A 17570-nucleotide genomic window follows, 5' to 3' on the forward strand; every position below is an offset into this window, starting at 1 on the left:
TGAGCTTCCCGGTGTCGCGGGTCTCGTCGGCTCGATCGCGGTCACGGTCCTGCTGTGGGTGCTGCTGATCTGGCTTTACCGCCGTTCCCGCGCTGTCGCCTCCCAGACCTCCCGGTAGCTCTCAGCGAGCGTGGCCACGGTCTCATGCGCGTTGAGCCCGCTGGGGTTGCCCACCACCCACACCGGCACTCCGGTGAGGGTTTCGGGTTGAAGACCGCGGGTGGCCTTTGGTCGTCGATAAGCATCGCGGTACGCCCCGATTCCAGCGAACATCACAGCTCTGGGCTGATGCTTTTCGACGACACTCCGCACCACCTCACCTCCCTCCACGAGCTCCGCCTTGGAAAGGTCCGACGCTTTCGGCGTCATGCGCCCCACCAGGTTGGTAAACCCGATGCCGCGCTCGGCGAGCATGGCCGCGTCTTCCTCCGATAACCCCTCATTGGCGTGGACACGGTATGGGGTGATGCCTGCGGCCTCCAACGCCGGCCAGAAGCGATTGCCCGGGTAGGCAAACGGCGCGTCCACCTCCTCGGTGAGGCGGCCGGGGTTGATGCCGACGATGAGCAGGCGGCAGGGGTTAGGAATGCGGTTTTTCATAGAGTGCGCGTCCGGGTGCTATGTAAACATCGCCTTCGCGGTGGCGTAGCGACGCTCCGGGACCGTCTTGAGCTTTGCCACGGCGTCCTCGAGCGCAACAAGTTCGATGTCTTCGCCGTGTAGGGCCACACAGCTGCCAAAGTTGCCGACGTGTGCCGCTCGGGTGGCGTGGACGCCGTAGCGGGTGGCCAACACGCGGTCGTAGGCGGTCGGCGTGCCGCCGCGTTGGATGTGGCCAAGCACTGTAGTGCGCACGTCGTAGCCGAGGCGCTTCTTCACCTCGTCGCCAATGATCTGGCCCATGCCATTAAAGGTTTTGTGGCCGAACTCATCCTCTTCACCAAGGCCGGCGTCCATCGTGCCCTCCTTGGGCACCGCGCCTTCGGCGACGACGATGATGCCGTACTTCTCCCCCATCTGGAAGCGACGCTCCATCGCTTTGCAGATCTCCGCAATGTCGAACGGTTCTTCCGGGATCACGGTGTAGTGCGCACCACCCGCCATGCCGGCATGCAGGGCGATCCAGCCGACGTGGCGGCCCATGACCTCAACGATCAGGATGCGGTTGTGGGATTCTGCTGTGGTGTGCAGGCGGTCGATCGCGTCGGTGGCCACGGACACTGCGGTGTCGAACCCGAAGGTGTAGTCGGTCGCGGCAACGTCGTTGTCAATCGTCTTCGGCACGCCCACAACCGGGATGCCATTGTCGGAGAGCCACTTCGCACCCTTGAGCGTGCCCTCACCACCGATGGCGATCAGTGCGTCGATGCCAGCATCGTCCAAGTTGGCCTTAATCGTGTCGATTCCAGCCTTGAACTTGTCCGGGTGCAGTCGCCCCGTGCCCAGAATCGTGCCGCCGCGTAGAAGCAGGGAGTCCATGTAGGCGTCGTCGTAAAGATCGACCCTGCGGTCCTCCATCAAACCGACCCAACCGTCGCGGTATCCAACGACGGTGGAGCCGTATTCGGTGTTCGCGGTACGGACCACGCCGCGGATAACGGCGTTGAGTCCGGGGCAATCTCCTCCAGAGGTCAACGTGGCAAGTCGCATGCACGCCAGCCTAGCGCGCTGCGCCTGCCCCTGCCCGCGGCGCAATGCGTATCGACGACACCACGCCCACCACCATCGCCACAACCGGCAACACCAGCGCCTTCGACGCCGTCACATCGATCTCCCCGGAGGCGAGCACTGCCCCCACAAGTGCCACGCCGAGCACGCTGCCAACCTGGCGCGCGGTGTTGTACAACCCGGACGCAGCGCCGGTCTGTCCCTCGGTGATGCCGCGCATGGTGACTGCCGCGTTCGGCGCCCAGACAAACGCGCCGCCGATACCCAGCAGCGCTGTGACTGCGGTGAACCACCACAGGTTGGCGCCGGCGTTGATGAGCGCGATCGCCAGCACCAGCGCCACAGTGCTGAGGGCAAACCCGATCGCGCAGAGTTTGCCGGGGTTGCGGCGATCGGTCAGGTAGCCGGCCACCGGGGTAAGCACCAGCGCAAGTACCGACATCGGCGCCGTGATCAGGCCCGCTGCCGACGGCGACGCTCCGGCGACCGTCTGCAGCCAGTACATCAGGGGGATGAACATCGAGGCGACGGTGAACCCCATGGAGGCCACGCCGAGTGTGCCTAGTGCAAAAGCGCGGTCCGAAAGGAGCTCGATTGGTAGGAACCCGTCGTCGGTACCGTTGCGTGCGGACTGCACAAGCACGCCCAGCAGCAGCACACCGAACAGGATCGAGGGCCAATAGCCGAACTGGATGCCGTAGACCAACAGCCCAAGCCCGCCGAAGGACAGCACGACCGGTAATAAGGTGACCCGCTTCCCTGTCGTCGTCAATCGCGGCAGAGCGATGACACCGGCGACCAGCGCAACGGCGCCTAACCCAGCCTGGGCGTAAAACGCCGCACGCCAACCTTGGGACTGCGCAATCGCACCGCCAACAACCGGCCCGATCAGCGAGGCCACCGAACCGATCACGCCCCACACGGCGAATGCGCGGCCTTGCTTGTCGTCGGCAAACACGCGCGGGATCAGACCGAAGGCTTGCGGCAGGAACACCGCCGCGCCGAAGCCCTGGAGCGCACGCGCGACGATCAGGGAACCGAACGACCACGACGCGCCTGCCAGTGCCAGCGCCGCAACATAGACGGCCAGGCCGGTGAGGAACATGCGGCGCTGCCCGAAGGCGTCGCCAAGCCGCCCCGTAGCCGGCATGGGTGCGACCGTGCACAGCAAGTACACACTGGTCAGCCACACTGCCCCTCCAACCTCGTACGGCAGTAGCGGAGTGATCACGGGCATAAAGCCCTGGTCGATCAGGACAAGAAAATACCCCGCAGCCAAGGCTGCGAGGGTATTCCAGGGATTAACGGCCGGCTTCAAATGCGGCACCCACGCGGTAGAGGCGTGCGTCCTCGAACGCCGGGGCGATCAACTGCAGACCAACCGGAAGGTCGGTATCGGAGGCGTTGCCCGCCGGAACCGACATGCCCGGCAAACCAGCCAGGTTCAGCGGAAGCGTGAACAGGTCGAAGTTGTACATGGCCAACGGGTCATCGACCTTCTCGCCCAGCTTGAACGCGGTCGACGGCACAGACGGCGCCGCGATGACGTCGCAGCCCTCGAACGCCTTGGCAAAGTCCTGGGCGATCAGGGTGCGCACACGCTGCGCCTGCAGGTAGTAGGCGTCGTAGTAGCCCACCGACAGCGCGTAGGTGCCGAGGATGATGCGGCGCTTGACCTCGCCGCCGAAGCCTTCGCCACGGGTGGCTGCCATGACTGCTTCAGCGGAGCGGGAGCCGTCGTCGCCGACGCGCAGGCCGTAACGCATGCCGTCGAAACGTGCGAGGTTCGAGCTCACCTCGGACATCTGGATGATGTAATACGCACCCATGACGTCGTCGAAGCTCGGGCAGTCGACCTCGACGATCTCTGCGCCCTGGCGCTCGAGCTGTGCGTAGGCGGCGTCGATGGCTTCCTTGACACCTTCCTGGGTGCCGGGGCGCTCGAACTGCTTCACGCGGCCGATCTTGACACCCTTGAGGTCGCCGGACGCACCCTCACGAGCAGCGTCGGCACACGCCGGAACCTCGCGGTCCACGGAGGTGGCGTCGAACTCGTCGTGGCCAGCGATGATCTCGTGCAGCAGCGCAGTATCAAGCACATTGTTCGCGCACGGGCCGACCTGGTCAAGCGAGGACGCACAGGCGATCACGCCGTAGCGCGACACGCCACCGTAGGTCGGCTTCACGCCAACGGTGCCGGTCAGCGATGCCGGCTGGCGGATCGAGCCGCCCGTATCGGTACCGATGCCCAGCGGCGCCTCACCTGACGCAAGCGCCGCAGCGGTACCGCCACCGGAACCACCCGGGACGCGCTCCAAATCGTGTGGGTTCTTCGTCTGCTTGTACGCGGAGTTCTCCGTCGAGGAACCCATCGCGAACTCATCCAGATTCGTCTTGCCAAGAATCGGGATGCCAGCGGCGCGCAGCTTCTTGACCACAGTGGCGTCGTACGGGCTCATGTAGCCCTCAAGCATCTTCGACGCAGCCGTCGTCGGCGCATCCGTGGTCACCAGCAAGTCCTTCAGTGCCAGCGGCACACCAGCAAGCGCAGACGCCGGCTTCTCACCGTTCTTTACCTGCTCGTCGACCTTGTCAGCCGCAGCCAGGGCCTCTTCGGCGCCGACGTGCAGGAAGGCCCCCAATTCGTCGTCAATCTCCGCGATGCGGTCCAAAAACGCCTGGGTAACTTCGCGCGAGGTGACCTCGCCAGCCTGAATCATCGCCGCAAGTTCGTGCGCTGGCTTTGCGACGAGCCCCTCTGCCGGAATCGTGTACTGCGTCATCGTTTAGTCTCCCTTTCCGAGAATCTGCGGCACCATAAAGCGGTCGTCCTCCACAGCCGGCGCCTGATCCAGCGCCTGCTCCTGCGTCAGCACCTTCTTTTCCACATCGGCGCGCATACCGGCGTCGATGGAGTGCGGGTGGCTCATCGGGGTCACGCCCTCGGTGTCCACGCTTTGCACCTTCGACACTGCTTCCACAATCGTGTCCAGCTGCTGGGCAATCGTGTCCAGCTCCTCGTCTTTCAGCGCAATTCGCGCCAGGCGTGCGATGCGCGACACCTCGTCGCGTGAAATCTCAGCCACAGTCCCATCCCTTCGGCATAACGTGGGTTGCGATTAACGCGCCTTATCTTACGTCACGTCGCGCCACCGCTTCTTCTCCCCCAGTTGCTATAAATAAGGCCATGTCGTACCTCATCCGCGTTTCACTCCCCGATGTGCCGGGCAGCCTCGGCCAGCTCGCTGAGGCGTTCGGCATCGTGGAGGCCGACATCAACTCCGTGGACATCGTCGAGTCCTCACTCGACGGCACCGTGACCGACGACATCGTGGTCACCCTGCCCACCGGAGTCATGGTGGACACCCTGATCACCGCCGTCGCATCCGTCGACGGCGCCGAAGTGGACTCGATCCGCCCCTTCACCGGGCGCGTCGACCGCCGCGGACAGATCCAAATGCTCGCCCAGATCGCGGCACATTCGGGCAAACAGGCCGACACGCTCGAAGAGTTGGTCAACGTCATGCCGAAGGCCGTCACCTCCTCCTGGGCGGTGGTGCTGAGCAACACCGACGCCGGTTTGGAGCGCGTCGCTGCCTCCTCCGCCGCGCCCGAGGATGACGGTTCCACCCCGCAGATGCCCGCAATCGAGGGCGCGCGCATCTTGCAGCCCGATTTCGACGAATGGGTGCCAGAGTCTTGGTTCCAGTTGGACACCGCCCTGACCGTGGCACCCCTGCACGGCACCGACCTCGTGCTCGTCGTCGGCCGTGTGGGCGGTCCCGATTTCTTGGCCTCCGAGGTGCGCGAGGTCGGCGATTTGGGCTACATCATCGGCGCGATCCTGCGCTAGCGCAGACCTCAGCCGTTGCATGCTTTCTAGAATTCTGTAATTCTAGAAAGCATGCAACCGATTGAAGCACGGCTCTCTGACCTCGAAGCACGCGTCGCCGCGCTCGAACACGCATCACCACCCGAGCCCTCCCCACTCCCCGGTTCCAGCAAAGAAACAGAGCAAGGCAGAGTGTCCTTCGCCGGCGACATCACACTGCCAACCGGCACCTACTCCTACGAATGGATCCGCCCAACAGCGTGGATCACTGACCAACCGTGGGACGACGCGATAGACCGCATCGCCGCGCTCGCGCACCCCGTCCGCGGCGCCATCTTGCGCCACCTTTTAGCCACACCGGCGAGCGTGACGGAGCTGGTCGAATCTGAGCTGGTTTCCTCCACCGGCACCGCGTACCACCACCTGAAGGAACTGCAGGCCGCCGGCTGGGTGCGCAAGCAGGGCGGGATGTTCGAGATTCCCCCGGCCCGCGTTATCCCGCTCATGGCGATCGTGATCGCCGGAGAGGACCACTGATGCGCGCTACCAACATTGCTGCCGGCGTAATCGCCGCCGCCATCGCCGCCGCGTTGATGCTCTCCACCGGCCCCCGCGACATTTCCGTGGCCTCTGAACACACCGGCGATACCGAGATATCCTCTGCCCTCGAGCGCCTCGCAGAGGACGGCCACCACAATCTCGCCGCCTTCACCTACGACGACGGCGAAGTCCGCTTCGGCGGCCTCGGCGCCGACGAGCACAATGACTTCGAAATCGGCTCGATCACCAAAACATTCAACGCGGAGCTTGTCCGCCAGTTCATCGACGCCGGCGAGCTCAGCCTGGATACTCAGGTGCAGGAGCTTATCGACGTCCCCTCCGCCCCCGTCGCCGATGTGACCATCGAGGAGCTGCTCAACCACACCTCCGGGCTCGCCCCCACCGAAAGTCTGAGCCTCGCGGACATGTTCGTGGCGAACATCCGCGACGGCGGCAATCCCTACCGGCGCGACACACCGCAGGACATACTCGACGCCGCCGGTTCCGCCGAGCTGAACAACCGCGGCGAGGAACAATACTCAAACTACGGCCACGCGCTGCTCGGCCAGCTGCTGGCCATACACGCCGGCGTGCCCTACGACGAACTGCTGTGCACCCGAATCTTCGAGCCCGCCGGCATGACCTCGACCTATGTGGCAATGCCCGGCACAGTCGACGACGCGCCCACAGGCCTGGCCGCCAACGGGCACCCCGCTGGCCCGTGGGACATGGACGGCTGGGCACCGGCTGGCGCGATCCGCTCCACTGCTGCCGACATGGCGAAATACGTGGAATGGGTGTCCTCGCACGGTGTGCCCGACTACGGCTGGGCAAGCCTCGACGAAGGCGGTGAAGAAATCACGTTCCACAACGGCGGCACCGGCGGTTTCCGCACCATGCTGGTCTGGGACCCGGAACGCGCCGACCACAGTCGCGCCGCGTTCGTCGCGGGCGACACCGAAGCCTGGGTAGACGCGCTCGGCATCGACCTTATGAAGGAGACCCGATGATCGCACTCGTCATGATTCTGCTGCTCCTTGCGTCCGCGACCTTCAACGCCGTGCGAAACGCCAAGGGCCCCATTTACATCCTCGTCAACGCGGTCATCTCCGCAGCTGTGGTGTGGATGCTCTCATTTGGCGTGAACTGGAACGGCCAGTTCCCCATCTGGCTGTGGTGGGCCCTCGCCGTCTGGGCGGCAGCGCTGGTCGGCCTCAGCGCCGCGCGCCTTACGCAAGCGCGTCAGGGCCGCCCTCGAGCAGCTGCACAAACTGCTCCTCGTTAAGGATCGGCCGGCCCAACTCCTCCGCCTTCGCGGCCTTGGAGCCGGCGTTCTCGCCCACCACCACGTAATCGGTTTTCTTCGACACCGAACCTGCCGCCTTGCCGCCGCGCGACAGGATGGCTTCCTTAATTTCATCTCGGGTGAAGCCCTCCAGCGTGCCGGTGGCGACGATGGTCAGCCCCTCCAGCGTCTGCGGGGCGCGGTCCTGATCGTCCGACTCCATAGTCACGCCGGCTGCGGCCCAGCTGTCCACGATGTTTTGGTGCCAGTCCACGGTGAACCACTCTTTGAAGCTCTCGGCGATCACGTCGCCCACGCCGTCGGTTTCGGCGAGGTCGTCCACGGGGGCGTCGATAAGCGCCTGCATCGAGTGGAAGCGTGAAGCGAGCGCACGCGCGGCGGTCGGGCCGACGTGACGGATGGATAGCCCTGTGATCACACGCCACAGGTCCGCGTGGCGCGCCGTTTCTAGATTGGCCAGGAGTTTCTTGCCTGCCGCGTTGACTTGACCGTCTTTGCGTGTGTACACGCTGGACTTCTTCAAATCGTCTTCGGTGAGATCGAAGAGGTGGGCTTCGTCGATAAGCACGCCCGACGCGATGAGATCCTGCGCGCCTTTCTCGCCGAGTGCCTCGATATCGAATACGCCGCGTGATGCGATGTACTCCAGGCGGGTGGCGAGCTGTGCGGGGCACGAGCGGGTATTCGGGCAGCGCCAGTCCGCGTCGCCCTCCTTCGCGGGAGCAAGTTTCGTGCCGCACGAGGGGCAGTTCTCGGGGTAAACGAACTCACGCTCGGTGCCGTCGCGAAGATCCGCAACCGGGCCAAGCACCTCCGGGATGATCTCGCCGGCCTTGCGCACCACCACGGTGTCGCCGATCATCACACCCTTGCGCTTGACCTCGTGCTGGTTGTGCAGGGTCGCCATGGACACCGTTGAGCCTGAGACGAACACCGGCTCCAGCACCGCGTACGGCGTCGCGCGGCCCGTGCGGCCGACAGAGACCTCAATGTCGAGCAGTTTCGTGGTTACTTCCTGCGGCGGATACTTGTACGCGATCGCCCAACGCGGCGCACGCGAGGTCGCGCCAAGACCGCGCTGCTCGGCGACGGAATCCACCTTGACCACAAGCCCATCCATCTCGTGGATCGCATCATTGCGGTGCTCGCCCCAGTACTTCACGGCCTTGAGCACATCGTTCGCAGTCTCTGCCCGGCGCGTGTACTCGGAGACCGGCAGGCCCCACTCGGCGAGTTTCTCGTACGCCTCGTGCTGGGTCGCCGGATTGAAGCCTTCGCGCGCGCCGATGCCGTGGCAGATCATACGCAGTTTGCGCTTCTTCACGTCCTCCGGATTCTTCTGGCGCAGGCCGCCGGCTGCCGTGTTGCGGGGGTTGGCGAATGGTTTGCCGCCTTCCTTTTGGCGCAACTCATTGAGTTCCGGGAAGTCCTCAGGGCGGATGAATACCTCGCCGCGGACCTCGAGGAACGCGGGTGCGTCGCCAGTGAGTTTGTGCGGGATGTCCTCGATGACGCGCGCGTTGGCGGTGATGTCCTCGCCGGTGGTGCCATCGCCACGCGTAGCTGCGCGGGTCAGTTCCCCGTTTTCGTAGATCAGGTCGATGGACAGCCCGTCGATCTTCAACTCCGTCAGGTACGGCCCCGGGGTCTTGTCCAGCCACTCGCGCATCTCATCTTCGGAGAACACGTTGTCCAGGCTCATCATGCGCTCGGGGTGTGTCACGTCCGCGAACGCGGAATCGGCCGTCGGCGCACCGACCTGCTTGGTCGGCGAATCCGGCACCGCCAACTCCGGGTGTTCCTCCTCCATCTTCTGGAGGCGGCGGAACATCTCGTCGAACTCGGCGTCGGTAATCACCGGCTGGCCGTTGTAGTACAGGTCGCGGTGCTTGCGGACCTCTGCGGCTAGTTCGTCCCATTCACGGTGCAGATCAGCGGAAATTTCACTCACGAGGAGCCAGTGTAGGTGTTAGAACAATCATCCTGTCGCTTGCAGCAGGCCTCCCAAGTTCACCAGGCTGTATTCCGCAAGGCACTCGATCTGCTACTACAATGCGCTAGAAGAAGGGAGGCACACCATGACAGCAACACACGCGCAATGCTTTGAAGCATCCGGGGCATCGATCCGCGCTGCACGTGCCTCGATGGCACTTGAGAGCCGTGCCGTTCCTGAGACCTACGAACCGTCCGAGCTTGAACAGCAAATCCTCTCACGGCTTTTCGAGGAACGCGGATGGGGTTAGACCCCGGCTACGGCGAAACCCCGCTCGACGGAGATGAGATGAGTGCGCTCGAACCGGCGCTGCTCGAACATTTTGACCGTATCCCTGACAAGCTCACAATTCATAGCCTCGAACAGCAGACCCTTGCAGTTACTCGTGCGAGGGTTCTCGAGGACATCGACAATTCGGAACTTCATCTCGACGAGATACTGACAACATCGTTCCTTGTCGAGCTTCACCGGTGGTTATTCGACGGCATCTGGACCTGGTCTGGAGCGTTCCGTCGCACTGGGCTCAATATCGGTGTGGATCCGCAATTCATTTCCACTGAGTTACATGCTTCCTTTGGCAATCTTGGTTATCAAGCAGAGGCTTCGTTACTCACCGCCAGACAGTTGGGTATTGCTACCCACGCTGAGCTAGTTCGTATCCATCCGTTCACCGACGGTAACGGCCGAGTCACCCGTCTCATGGCTGATCTCGTATTTGCTGCGTCACAGGGTCTTCCCCATACTTATGAATACGACTGGGACCTGGATAAGAGCGTGTACATCGACCTGTTGCGCACTTATGACCTCAATCGAGATCCAACTCCGCTCTCCAGCTTTATCGGAGTCCGCAAGCTCGGTTAACGACTTTGGATCACTCGTGTCGGCGCGCTCGTTACAATGACCGGCATGGCCACATTCGATGCCTCCCGCATGCTCTCCTTCGACCTGGAGACCACCTCCGCTAACCCGCGCGAGGCTCGCGTGGTCACGTCTGCGCTAGTGCGTATCGACGACGGCGTGGTCGACGCCAACGAAACCCTCGCCGACCCCGGGATTGAAATCCCCGAAGAAGCCGCCAAGGTGCACGGCATTACGACGGAGAAAGCGCGTGCGGAGGGTCGCGACCACGACGAGGTGGTGCGCGAGACGGTCGAGGCAATCAAGAAGGGCTGGGAAGACGGCCTGACACTCGTGGTGTTCAACGCCCCCTACGACCTGACGGTGCTGCGCAACCTCACCGGTGATTTCACCGTCACCGGCCCTGTGTTCGACCCGCTGGTGGTCGACCGGGCGAAGGACCGCTACCGCAAGGGCCCACGGAACCTGACTGCGATGTGTGAGCACTACGGGGTGCGCATCGACAACGCCCACGAGGCGACCGCCGACGCGTTCGCCGCCGCACGTGTGGCGTGGATGCAGGTGCGCAAGGCCTACCCAGACCTGGCCGAGATGGAGTCCGGCGACCTCATGGAGTGGCAGGCCGTGGAGTACTTCCGCATGCAGACCGACCGCAAGAAGTACTTTGAGGCCAACGGGCGCGACGCCTCCGGCGTGCTCACCGCTTGGCCAATGCAGGGCTAAAGTGCCACTACTGGCTGGCCAGTTCTTCGTGCATTTCGCGAGCGGCAGCGTAACTGCGCGCGCTTGCAAGCAGCGTGTCTGCCGGCTCGGCGTACACATCGATCTGGGTCTGTGCCGGGTCGATCTGTAACTCGTCGAACACGCGATACAGTTCGCGCGGCTGCATGGTCGGGATCGCAATGCGAGCACCCGCATCGAGCAGTCGGGCCAGCGCGTCGCGGTTGCAGGTGCGGGGGTCGGTGGTCTGCCACGGGGTGTCGTCGATAAGCATCGGCGTGTGCAGCAGGTGCTCGCCGAAGCGTTGCAGGGTTTCTTGCGGCTCTGGGATCGCCGCGATGGCCTCGTAATCGGTGGCGCAGTGTTGAAGAAGATCACCTCCCAGGAGGGGAGACATCTATTGTCGACAGTTGGACATTCAGAAACTGAGTGTTGGGGTGAACCGTGACCTTCATTCTTGACTATTCTTTTATGTTTTCCATCGATAGAGCTATTGGTATTCAATGTGTTTGTTAATTTTTTTCGTTCTATTCGCCTATCGATAGCACTGGTGCTGTGCCTGCTTGCCCTTGTCTTGTGGGGCTTGCGTGTGCTGGTGATCGCTCCTGTCGATGTTGGTACCGGGGTTTTATTCCTCTTTTTAGTGGCTACACTGCCTCTTGCGGCATATCTTCCTACTGCTGCAGTTTTGGGATGTCTTATTTTGCTCGCGTTCGTTAACTTGTCTGGCCATTCACCCGATCTGTTGACATTGACGGCGGTTCTGCTGGTTACGGTGGTTACTGCGCAACACAAGTACAAGACTGCTATGGTCTTTGCTGCTATTACGACGCTACTCGGGTTTTTCTCCCCTGATCAAAAGTCGTTGAGTATGGATCCCCAGTCTGTCACCACCTTTACTCTCATGATGGTCAGTGCCTTTGCTGCCGGGTGGTTTATCGCTAGGATGCACACAAAAGAGATGCGACAGAAGTTCCAGATGCGCAAACGTCAGGTAGAGGTAGCGGGATTTCTTCATGACATGGTGGCTGCTGATTTAACCGCGCTGATAGCAAGACTTGAAGCACTAGCGATCTCCATGCCGGAGAAGGAGCAAGCTCTACAGCGGTGTGCCACCACAGCGCGTAAATCAATGGGTGACATCCGCACGCTGGTAGATGAGCTCAATGCCCAGACGATTAATCATCCGCAGGTGACCGAACCGGCACTAACAATGACAGTGATGCAAACTGCCCGTTCACTTCAGGAGGCCGGGTTTCACGTTGAGACCACCACGACTATTCGTGTGGATCCTGGCGCTGAGTCTATCAAAAGGGCGCTCACTCAATGCCTATCTGAAGCTAGTGCCAACATCATCAAATATGCCGTCCCTTATTCCACAGTTAGTATCACCGCGACTGCAAATACCGAAGAAGTGACGGTGACTCTCGCCAACACCTATAGGCTTGGCCGTGGGCGAGCTGGCTCCAGCAATTTCGGTCTAGACTCTATGCAACGAACGATTGCTATCGTAGGCGGAAGCATGACACTAGATAGCACTGATGCCCGTTGGACGATCACTTTCCAGGTTCCGGTTTGAAAGGTTCCGTAATTGATATGAAAATTTTGGCCTCTCTAATCTTCACCGTTGGCCTTGCGGCAGGTCCCCTCCCACCAGTCGTGGCACCTCCCACTGAGGGTGAACCAGTGATCCAAACGAACCAGTTTATTAAGGACTGGCTGGGGTGCAGTAAAGGTCAAACACACCCTTGGTGCAGCAAATGAGTTTCACGATCCTGCTTGTTGATGATGATCCCGTAATCCGTGAATCATTTCCGGTTTACTTCTCTAAAGCTCCAGACCTAGAAGTTATCGCCACTGCCACAAACGGGCGCAGTGCACTGACATGGCTCAACAATCACACCTGCGACATCGTATTGTCTGATGTACGTATGCCCGATATGGATGGGATCGAACTGCTGAAGAAGTTGAACAGTTTCGATGCCCCACCGGTCTTTGTCGTGATGACAGCATACGACACCGACGATACGATGATTACTTCTCTTGCGCGTGGGGCGTCCGGGTACGTCATTAAAGGCCAGCCACCGCAGAAAATCATTCAGGCGCTCAGGGATGCACTCAACGGAGGGACCAGTCTGTCACCTCAATGCGTGAAACGGCTGGTTGCCCGGTCCTCATGGGGGCGTTTCTCCGAACGGATAGAGCAAGCCTCCTTGACCGATAACGAGGAAACCGTCATGCAATTGCTGTGCCAAGGAAAAAGTAACAGGCAAATAGCGAACGCGTTGTTCTATTCGGAGCCCCACGTAAAAAGAATGGTGTCTTCCCTGCTAAAGAAGATGGACTGCAGATCCAGGGCAGAGCTTATAGCGCTCTCATTCTGAACGGCCTATATAGTTGGCGGACCCACGCCGCTTAGTGCTCGAGTGAGCCCACCAACCTTTTCATAGTGCGAGTGTTTTGCACCCCACCTTGATTCAATCCTGGCGCTCGGTGCTAGGACCATCCCCGAGAAAGGTTATACACAATTCGACGGGCTGCCTGCCGCCCGGATTTTGTCAGAGCTACACCTGCGATAAGCCCAGCGATGCCTCCAAAGAACACAGAAGGGAACCAAGGCATATCAGTGTAAAAATGAAATATGCCAAGTGCCACTAAGAATCCGCAGATCGTTACCACTAAGCGCATTTTTTACCATCCCATGTAGGTGGCAAGGGCGCCACCTGCACCGGCAATGCAGCTGATCGCAAGTCCTGGTCCAATTCTCTTAGCGAGGAACTTCACCAAGGCCCAGTAGGAAACCCTCTTTTCCAAAATTTTCAGGATTGTATCGTAACCGATTACGCCACCTGCACAACCAGCAATGGTTGCGGCAGCTGCGCTAAGAACTCCTTTATCGTCTTGGCCCTCTGCGGACCTAGTCTGGACTAGTACTGAATTCAGCTCAGCATCCATCTTCTTTGCTGAAGACAAGACCGTTTCCCGACCATTGGAGTCAATGGCTACCGCGTCACCATCAGCGTTGAACCCGTACTCAACTGTTCCCGCAGGCAAGGGGGAACCACCCGCGGACTCGATATCCTCATTGATTTGTTTGAGGTCATTTTCCGAAACAGTCTCTCGGTCTGCACCGAGAGTAGTGGGAACCTGGAGAGTCTCGACGCACTCCCGCTCCTGCATGGCAGGAGCTGCGCTGGCCGTAGCGACAGGGACTGTGACGAGAGCGGTAGAAACAGCTACAGGGAGGATTAAAGCTTTCTTCAAACACATAAATAGATCCTTTCGGATTGATGAAAAGAGGGACAAGACAGCAGCTTTCAAACTGCCCACCACTACATCTAATGGGGAAATTAAGTCTCTTCAACGTCTTTCCGCCATCTGGAAGGATATTGATACGAAAGTATCGACTTGTAAAAACCATGGATTTAGAGGTGCCGACTCGATCCTTGCCCGCCGTGTGGGGTGCTCGCCGCGCACGCTGCAACGCCGATTCGAACCGTTCTGGCTCGTTGATGTGCCTGAACCCACCGACGGCCACGACAAGCGGATCTACAACCAGGTATTCCTCAACGCCACCTACACCCCCGATGGCTGTTTGATCGTCGCGGCGACAATCGACCACGTCATCGCCTGGCACTGGTGCAAATACGAAACCACACGCGACTATCAACGACTGCTCGAACGCATTGAAGCCCCACTCATCGCCGTCATCGCCGACGGCCAAGGCGCATACAGCGCGATCAAAAAACGCTGGCCCACCACGATAATCCAACGCTGCCCCGTCCACGCCCAACGCGTAGTACGCCGGCTACACTGTTGCGACCGGCTATTTGGTAGCAGTGTCGTGACTATCCGGTAGCGCTTCAGTGAAGCATCCGGTAGCAGCTCAAATTGCATGGGGTGATGATGGTTCCTGTATCCGCTTCATTAGGGTGCGGGACGTTCCAGATGAAGTCCGCATTTGAAATTGGAGCTATGCTGCGGAAGCCTCCCCGACCGCCCCAACTCATCGGCACTAACGAAGCCGGGTTGCATTTCATCTCGCTTCAGGAGCGGCCCAAGTTCATCCTTGATACCTGTCGATTCGGAGTAGTTGGTACCACGATTCCGCGTAGTTGGTACCGGTGCTCCACGTACTCGGTACTGCAGATCTCTTTCACAGTTGATGCTGGAAGCACCCTGTTTCGGTGATGTTGTGTCAGCGTGACCTGTTATAAGAAGTAGACGTCTGGAGCCTGCTCGCGGACTGCACCGCTGTCTCGACACCAGGCCGACAACAGTGGTGGGCATTCTGGGCAGCCCGGGGTCCGAGCGTTCTAAGCGCCGAAGACACATTGAACCGTTGCAGGCAGGCAGTTGCGAGTAACGCTGCCGGAGAGCCGTCTGCAGCATAATGGCCACCGAATCCGCATAGAAGTCATCACCATGCGCAACGGCGCCGCCTCAGTGGGCTGCTCGAACGACTAATGCCTAACAGCCGGGGCCGTGCAGTCGGCTCAGTTCGGCTGTCCACGTACCAACTAATTGGAACGCGGCAGTACCGAGCCTTCAGGACGCCGGTACCAAACCCGCCCCTGACAACGCGGCCATCCCTGAATTCTTCACCGGCTCGCCGACGGTGCCGAGCCCGGGTGAGCCTCCGCTACCGGATGCTCACTCAGCCGCTACCAAATACTCACCACACCGCTACCATTTCAGTCTTCTGAACAGGCTACACCACCAACCTCGCACCGACGCCGGGCGCACCATCTACACACTCGCGCTGAAACTGATCCGGATCACTGCCCTGGACGAAGCCGCCACATTGGGCGCGCAATTGCACGAATTCTCCACGATCTACCGGGGATGGATGAACGAGAAAACCCTGATCAAAGACCCAAAAACAGGTGCCTGGACCCGCGTGTGGCCACACCACAACGTGCGCAAGGCCTACAACAGCCTCAACCACCTATTCCGGTCCGATCTGCTGTTTGTCTACCTCACCCCACCAACCGCAGTCCTTGCGTCTGAACGGATCAAATCCACCACCAACAACCTAGAAGACGGCATCAACGCCCAGCTCAAACTGCTCGCCAGAACATACCGCGGCAGATCCGGCGAGCGACAACGCCGCATGCTGGATTGGTGGCTGTATCTGAAAACGGAACTGCCTGACGATCCAATACGAATCGCCAGACAGTCCAACTGGGGCCAGGGTCAACTCGCCAAAGTATCTACCCTGACCCAAACCTAGAACCAAGCCGACCACGAAACTTCGACGCCCAGCCCTCTACGACAACGCTATCGACACCAACTACACCCACTCAATCGGCATCTAAAAAGGCCAAATCTAACCTCCGCGACACGCCGACAAGCACTGAGTACAGAACAACGAGACAAAGTCCCCCACATGCACTCCAACAGCTTGTCCGCATCTCCTTTTCGGCTATAAACGAGGTGCGACTAACGAGGTTTGCAGGACCCGGTGGGCCAGAACTCTACCCAGTGGCGCAAATCGTGCCGGAGCCGAGCACGATGTCGCCCTTACCGTCCGGGTCCGGCAGGTACAGCACCGCTGCCTGGCCGCGGGCCACGCCCTCGAGTGGCTGGTGGAGGGTAAGTGTCATCTGGTCGCCCTCGATACGCGCAGTGCACGGCACTACCCCGCCGTGGGCGCGGATCTGCACGTTCGCCTCGAACTCGCCTTCCATCGCCGGGTGCAGCACTTTCAGGCGGTCGGCGGTAATCTCCGTGACGCGCAGCGCGTCGCGCGGGCCCACGGTCACGGTGCCGGTGGCGGTGTCCACATCGGTGACATAGCGCGGCTTGCCGTCAGCAGCAGGCACGCGGAGGTTCAAGCCCTTGCGCTGGCCGATCGTGTACTGGAACGCGCCGTCGTGCTCGGCAAGTTCGTTGCCTTCGGTGTCCCGGATCATGCCGGGGCGCATGCCGATGGAACGGCCTAGAAACGCCTGTGTGTTGCCGTCGGGGATGAAGCAGATGTCATAAGAATCCGGCTTGGACGCGGTGGCAAACCCGTGGCGGGCAGCCTCCTCGCGGATCTGGGGCTTCTCCGTATCGCCGACCGGGAAGATGCAGCGGTCCAACTCGTCGCGAGTAAGCACACCGAGCACGTAGGACTGGTCTTTGTTCGGGTCGGTGGAACGGCGCAGGTTGCCGGCGTCGTCGATAATTGCGTAATGCCCTGTGGCAATCGCATCGAAGCCGAGCGTCACCGCGCGATCGAGCAGGGCTGCAAACTTGATCTTCTCGTTGCAGCGCAAGCACGGGTTTGGAGTCTCGCCGTTCTCATACGACCACACGAAGTTGTCAATGACCTCTTCTTTAAAGCGGTCCGAGAAGTCCCACACGTAAAACGGGATGCCCAACTTGTCGCACACGCGACGCGCATCGGCAGAGTCCTCGAGCGAGCAACACCCGCGGGCAGACTCGCGCGTCTGTTGCGCATCCTTACTCAACGCGAGGTGCACACCGACTACGTCGTGACCCGCCTCCACCAGACGCGCCGCCGCAACTGAAGAGTCAACTCCCCCGCTCATGGCTGCTAATACTCGCATGTCGGCGCAGTGTAGTCCCGCTCCCACGAAAGGTGAAACGTCCGGCTGCATGCATCGAGACCACCATCTGGACATATACCCCCATGGGGTATTAGC

At 60.8% G+C, this 17570-nt stretch carries 18 protein-coding genes and 2 pseudogenes; 11 read left to right on the forward strand and 9 right to left on the reverse strand.

The genetic code is table 11. The features are described from left to right. Window positions 1-75: 75 nt before the first annotated feature. The 5 genes from HMPREF3048_RS07670 to gatC are packed head-to-tail and all read right to left on the reverse strand — an operon-like array spanning window position 76 to window position 4754. Window positions 76-600 carry a mismatch-specific DNA-glycosylase gene (locus tag HMPREF3048_RS07670; protein WP_070771758.1) on the reverse strand — a complete coding sequence of 175 codons (525 nt, stop codon included), beginning with the start codon at window positions 598-600 and terminating at the stop codon, window positions 76-78. An 18-nt stretch (window positions 601-618) separates the two neighbouring features. Beyond that, window positions 619-1650 carry an ATP-dependent 6-phosphofructokinase gene (locus tag HMPREF3048_RS07675; protein WP_070569341.1) on the reverse strand — a complete coding sequence of 344 codons (1032 nt, stop codon included), beginning with the start codon at window positions 1648-1650 and terminating at the stop codon, window positions 619-621. A gap of 10 nt (window positions 1651-1660) precedes the next feature. Next, entirely contained in the window at window positions 1661-2947 is a 1287-nt protein-coding gene (locus HMPREF3048_RS07680; RefSeq protein WP_246818873.1) for an MFS transporter, read from the reverse strand. 22 nt (window positions 2948-2969) lie between these two features. Continuing rightward, window positions 2970-4451: an Asp-tRNA(Asn)/Glu-tRNA(Gln) amidotransferase subunit GatA gene (gene gatA / locus HMPREF3048_RS07685; protein WP_070771760.1), complete on the reverse strand. Its 1482-nt coding sequence runs from the start codon at window positions 4449-4451 to the stop codon at window positions 2970-2972. Window positions 4452-4454: 3 nt separating this feature from the next. Further along, window positions 4455-4754: an Asp-tRNA(Asn)/Glu-tRNA(Gln) amidotransferase subunit GatC gene (gatC, locus tag HMPREF3048_RS07690; protein ID WP_070771761.1), complete on the reverse strand. Its 300-nt coding sequence runs from the start codon at window positions 4752-4754 to the stop codon at window positions 4455-4457. A gap of 101 nt (window positions 4755-4855) precedes the next feature. On the opposite strand from gatC, the gene HMPREF3048_RS07695 reads away from it, so the two are divergent. From HMPREF3048_RS07695 to HMPREF3048_RS07710, 4 genes are read left to right on the forward strand one after another with little or no spacing between them, the layout of a single operon-like run. Then, window positions 4856-5521: an ACT domain-containing protein gene (locus tag HMPREF3048_RS07695; RefSeq protein WP_070452292.1), complete on the forward strand. Its 666-nt coding sequence runs from the start codon at window positions 4856-4858 to the stop codon at window positions 5519-5521. A 51-nt stretch (window positions 5522-5572) separates the two neighbouring features. Beyond that, window positions 5573-6037 (forward strand): ArsR/SmtB family transcription factor, encoded by a 465-nt coding sequence (locus HMPREF3048_RS07700; protein WP_070771762.1) that lies wholly within the window; start codon window positions 5573-5575, stop codon window positions 6035-6037. Then, window positions 6037-7050: a serine hydrolase domain-containing protein gene (locus HMPREF3048_RS07705; RefSeq protein WP_070771763.1), complete on the forward strand. Its 1014-nt coding sequence runs from the start codon at window positions 6037-6039 to the stop codon at window positions 7048-7050. Before HMPREF3048_RS07700 ends, HMPREF3048_RS07705 begins: the two co-directional genes overlap by 1 nt. Further along, the gene (locus tag HMPREF3048_RS07710; protein ID WP_070771764.1) at window positions 7047-7325 is read left to right on the forward strand and encodes a hypothetical protein; all 279 of its coding nucleotides are present in this window, start codon (window positions 7047-7049) and stop codon (window positions 7323-7325) included. The genes HMPREF3048_RS07705 and HMPREF3048_RS07710 overlap by 4 nt, the downstream gene beginning before the upstream one ends. Here HMPREF3048_RS07710 and ligA read toward each other — a convergent pair. Then, the gene (ligA, locus tag HMPREF3048_RS07715) at window positions 7270-9297 is read right to left on the reverse strand and encodes an NAD-dependent DNA ligase LigA (RefSeq protein WP_070771765.1); all 2028 of its coding nucleotides are present in this window, start codon (window positions 9295-9297) and stop codon (window positions 7270-7272) included. The genes HMPREF3048_RS07710 and ligA overlap by 56 nt on opposite strands. 127 nt (window positions 9298-9424) lie before the next feature. Between ligA and HMPREF3048_RS12295 the strand changes: the two genes are divergently transcribed. Genes HMPREF3048_RS12295 through HMPREF3048_RS07725 form a run of 3 tightly spaced genes read left to right on the forward strand, consistent with a single transcriptional unit; the run spans window position 9425 to window position 10920 of the window. Next, window positions 9425-9589 carry a hypothetical protein gene (locus tag HMPREF3048_RS12295; protein WP_167594517.1) on the forward strand — a complete coding sequence of 55 codons (165 nt, stop codon included), beginning with the start codon at window positions 9425-9427 and terminating at the stop codon, window positions 9587-9589. Next, window positions 9580-10200 carry a Fic family protein gene (locus HMPREF3048_RS07720; protein WP_070422997.1) on the forward strand — a complete coding sequence of 207 codons (621 nt, stop codon included), beginning with the start codon at window positions 9580-9582 and terminating at the stop codon, window positions 10198-10200. Before HMPREF3048_RS12295 ends, HMPREF3048_RS07720 begins: the two co-directional genes overlap by 10 nt. A 45-nt stretch (window positions 10201-10245) precedes the next feature. Then, on the forward strand, window positions 10246-10920 hold the full coding sequence (locus tag HMPREF3048_RS07725; protein WP_070423028.1) for a 3'-5' exonuclease: 675 nt from the start codon (window positions 10246-10248) through the stop codon (window positions 10918-10920). Window positions 10921-10927: 7 nt separating this feature from the next. Here HMPREF3048_RS07725 and HMPREF3048_RS07730 read toward each other — a convergent pair whose 3' ends face one another. Next, window positions 10928-11314, reverse strand: coding sequence for a hypothetical protein (locus HMPREF3048_RS07730; RefSeq protein WP_070771766.1), 387 nt, complete (start codon window positions 11312-11314; stop codon window positions 10928-10930). A 60-nt stretch (window positions 11315-11374) separates the two neighbouring features. Here HMPREF3048_RS07730 and HMPREF3048_RS07735 point away from each other — a divergent pair, with 60 nt between their 5' ends. Further along, entirely contained in the window at window positions 11375-12496 is a 1122-nt protein-coding gene (locus HMPREF3048_RS07735) for a sensor histidine kinase (RefSeq protein WP_141758882.1), read from the forward strand. 181 nt (window positions 12497-12677) lie between these two features. Further along, window positions 12678-13301: a response regulator gene (locus HMPREF3048_RS07740; protein WP_070771768.1), complete on the forward strand. Its 624-nt coding sequence runs from the start codon at window positions 12678-12680 to the stop codon at window positions 13299-13301. Window positions 13302-13608: 307 nt separating this feature from the next. Here HMPREF3048_RS07740 and HMPREF3048_RS07745 read toward each other — a convergent pair whose 3' ends face one another. Next, window positions 13609-14187, reverse strand: coding sequence for a hypothetical protein (locus tag HMPREF3048_RS07745; protein ID WP_070771769.1), 579 nt, complete (start codon window positions 14185-14187; stop codon window positions 13609-13611). 178 nt (window positions 14188-14365) lie between these two features. Between HMPREF3048_RS07745 and HMPREF3048_RS07750 the strand changes: the two are divergent. After that, window positions 14366-14725: pseudogene (locus tag HMPREF3048_RS07750) on the forward strand (IS256 family transposase); the annotation flags it as partial. A gap of 912 nt (window positions 14726-15637) precedes the next feature. Further along, window positions 15638-16235, forward strand: a pseudogene (locus HMPREF3048_RS07755) (IS256 family transposase); the annotation flags it as partial. Between the two features lie 159 nt (window positions 16236-16394). On the opposite strand, the gene mnmA reads toward HMPREF3048_RS07755, so the two are convergent. After that, window positions 16395-17474: a tRNA 2-thiouridine(34) synthase MnmA gene (gene mnmA / locus HMPREF3048_RS07760; RefSeq protein WP_070771771.1), complete on the reverse strand. Its 1080-nt coding sequence runs from the start codon at window positions 17472-17474 to the stop codon at window positions 16395-16397. Window positions 17475-17570 lie beyond the last annotated feature (96 nt).

The organism is Corynebacterium sp. HMSC075D04, from assembly GCF_001815635.1.
Taxonomy (GTDB): Bacteria; Actinomycetota; Actinomycetes; order Mycobacteriales; family Mycobacteriaceae; genus Corynebacterium; species Corynebacterium coyleae.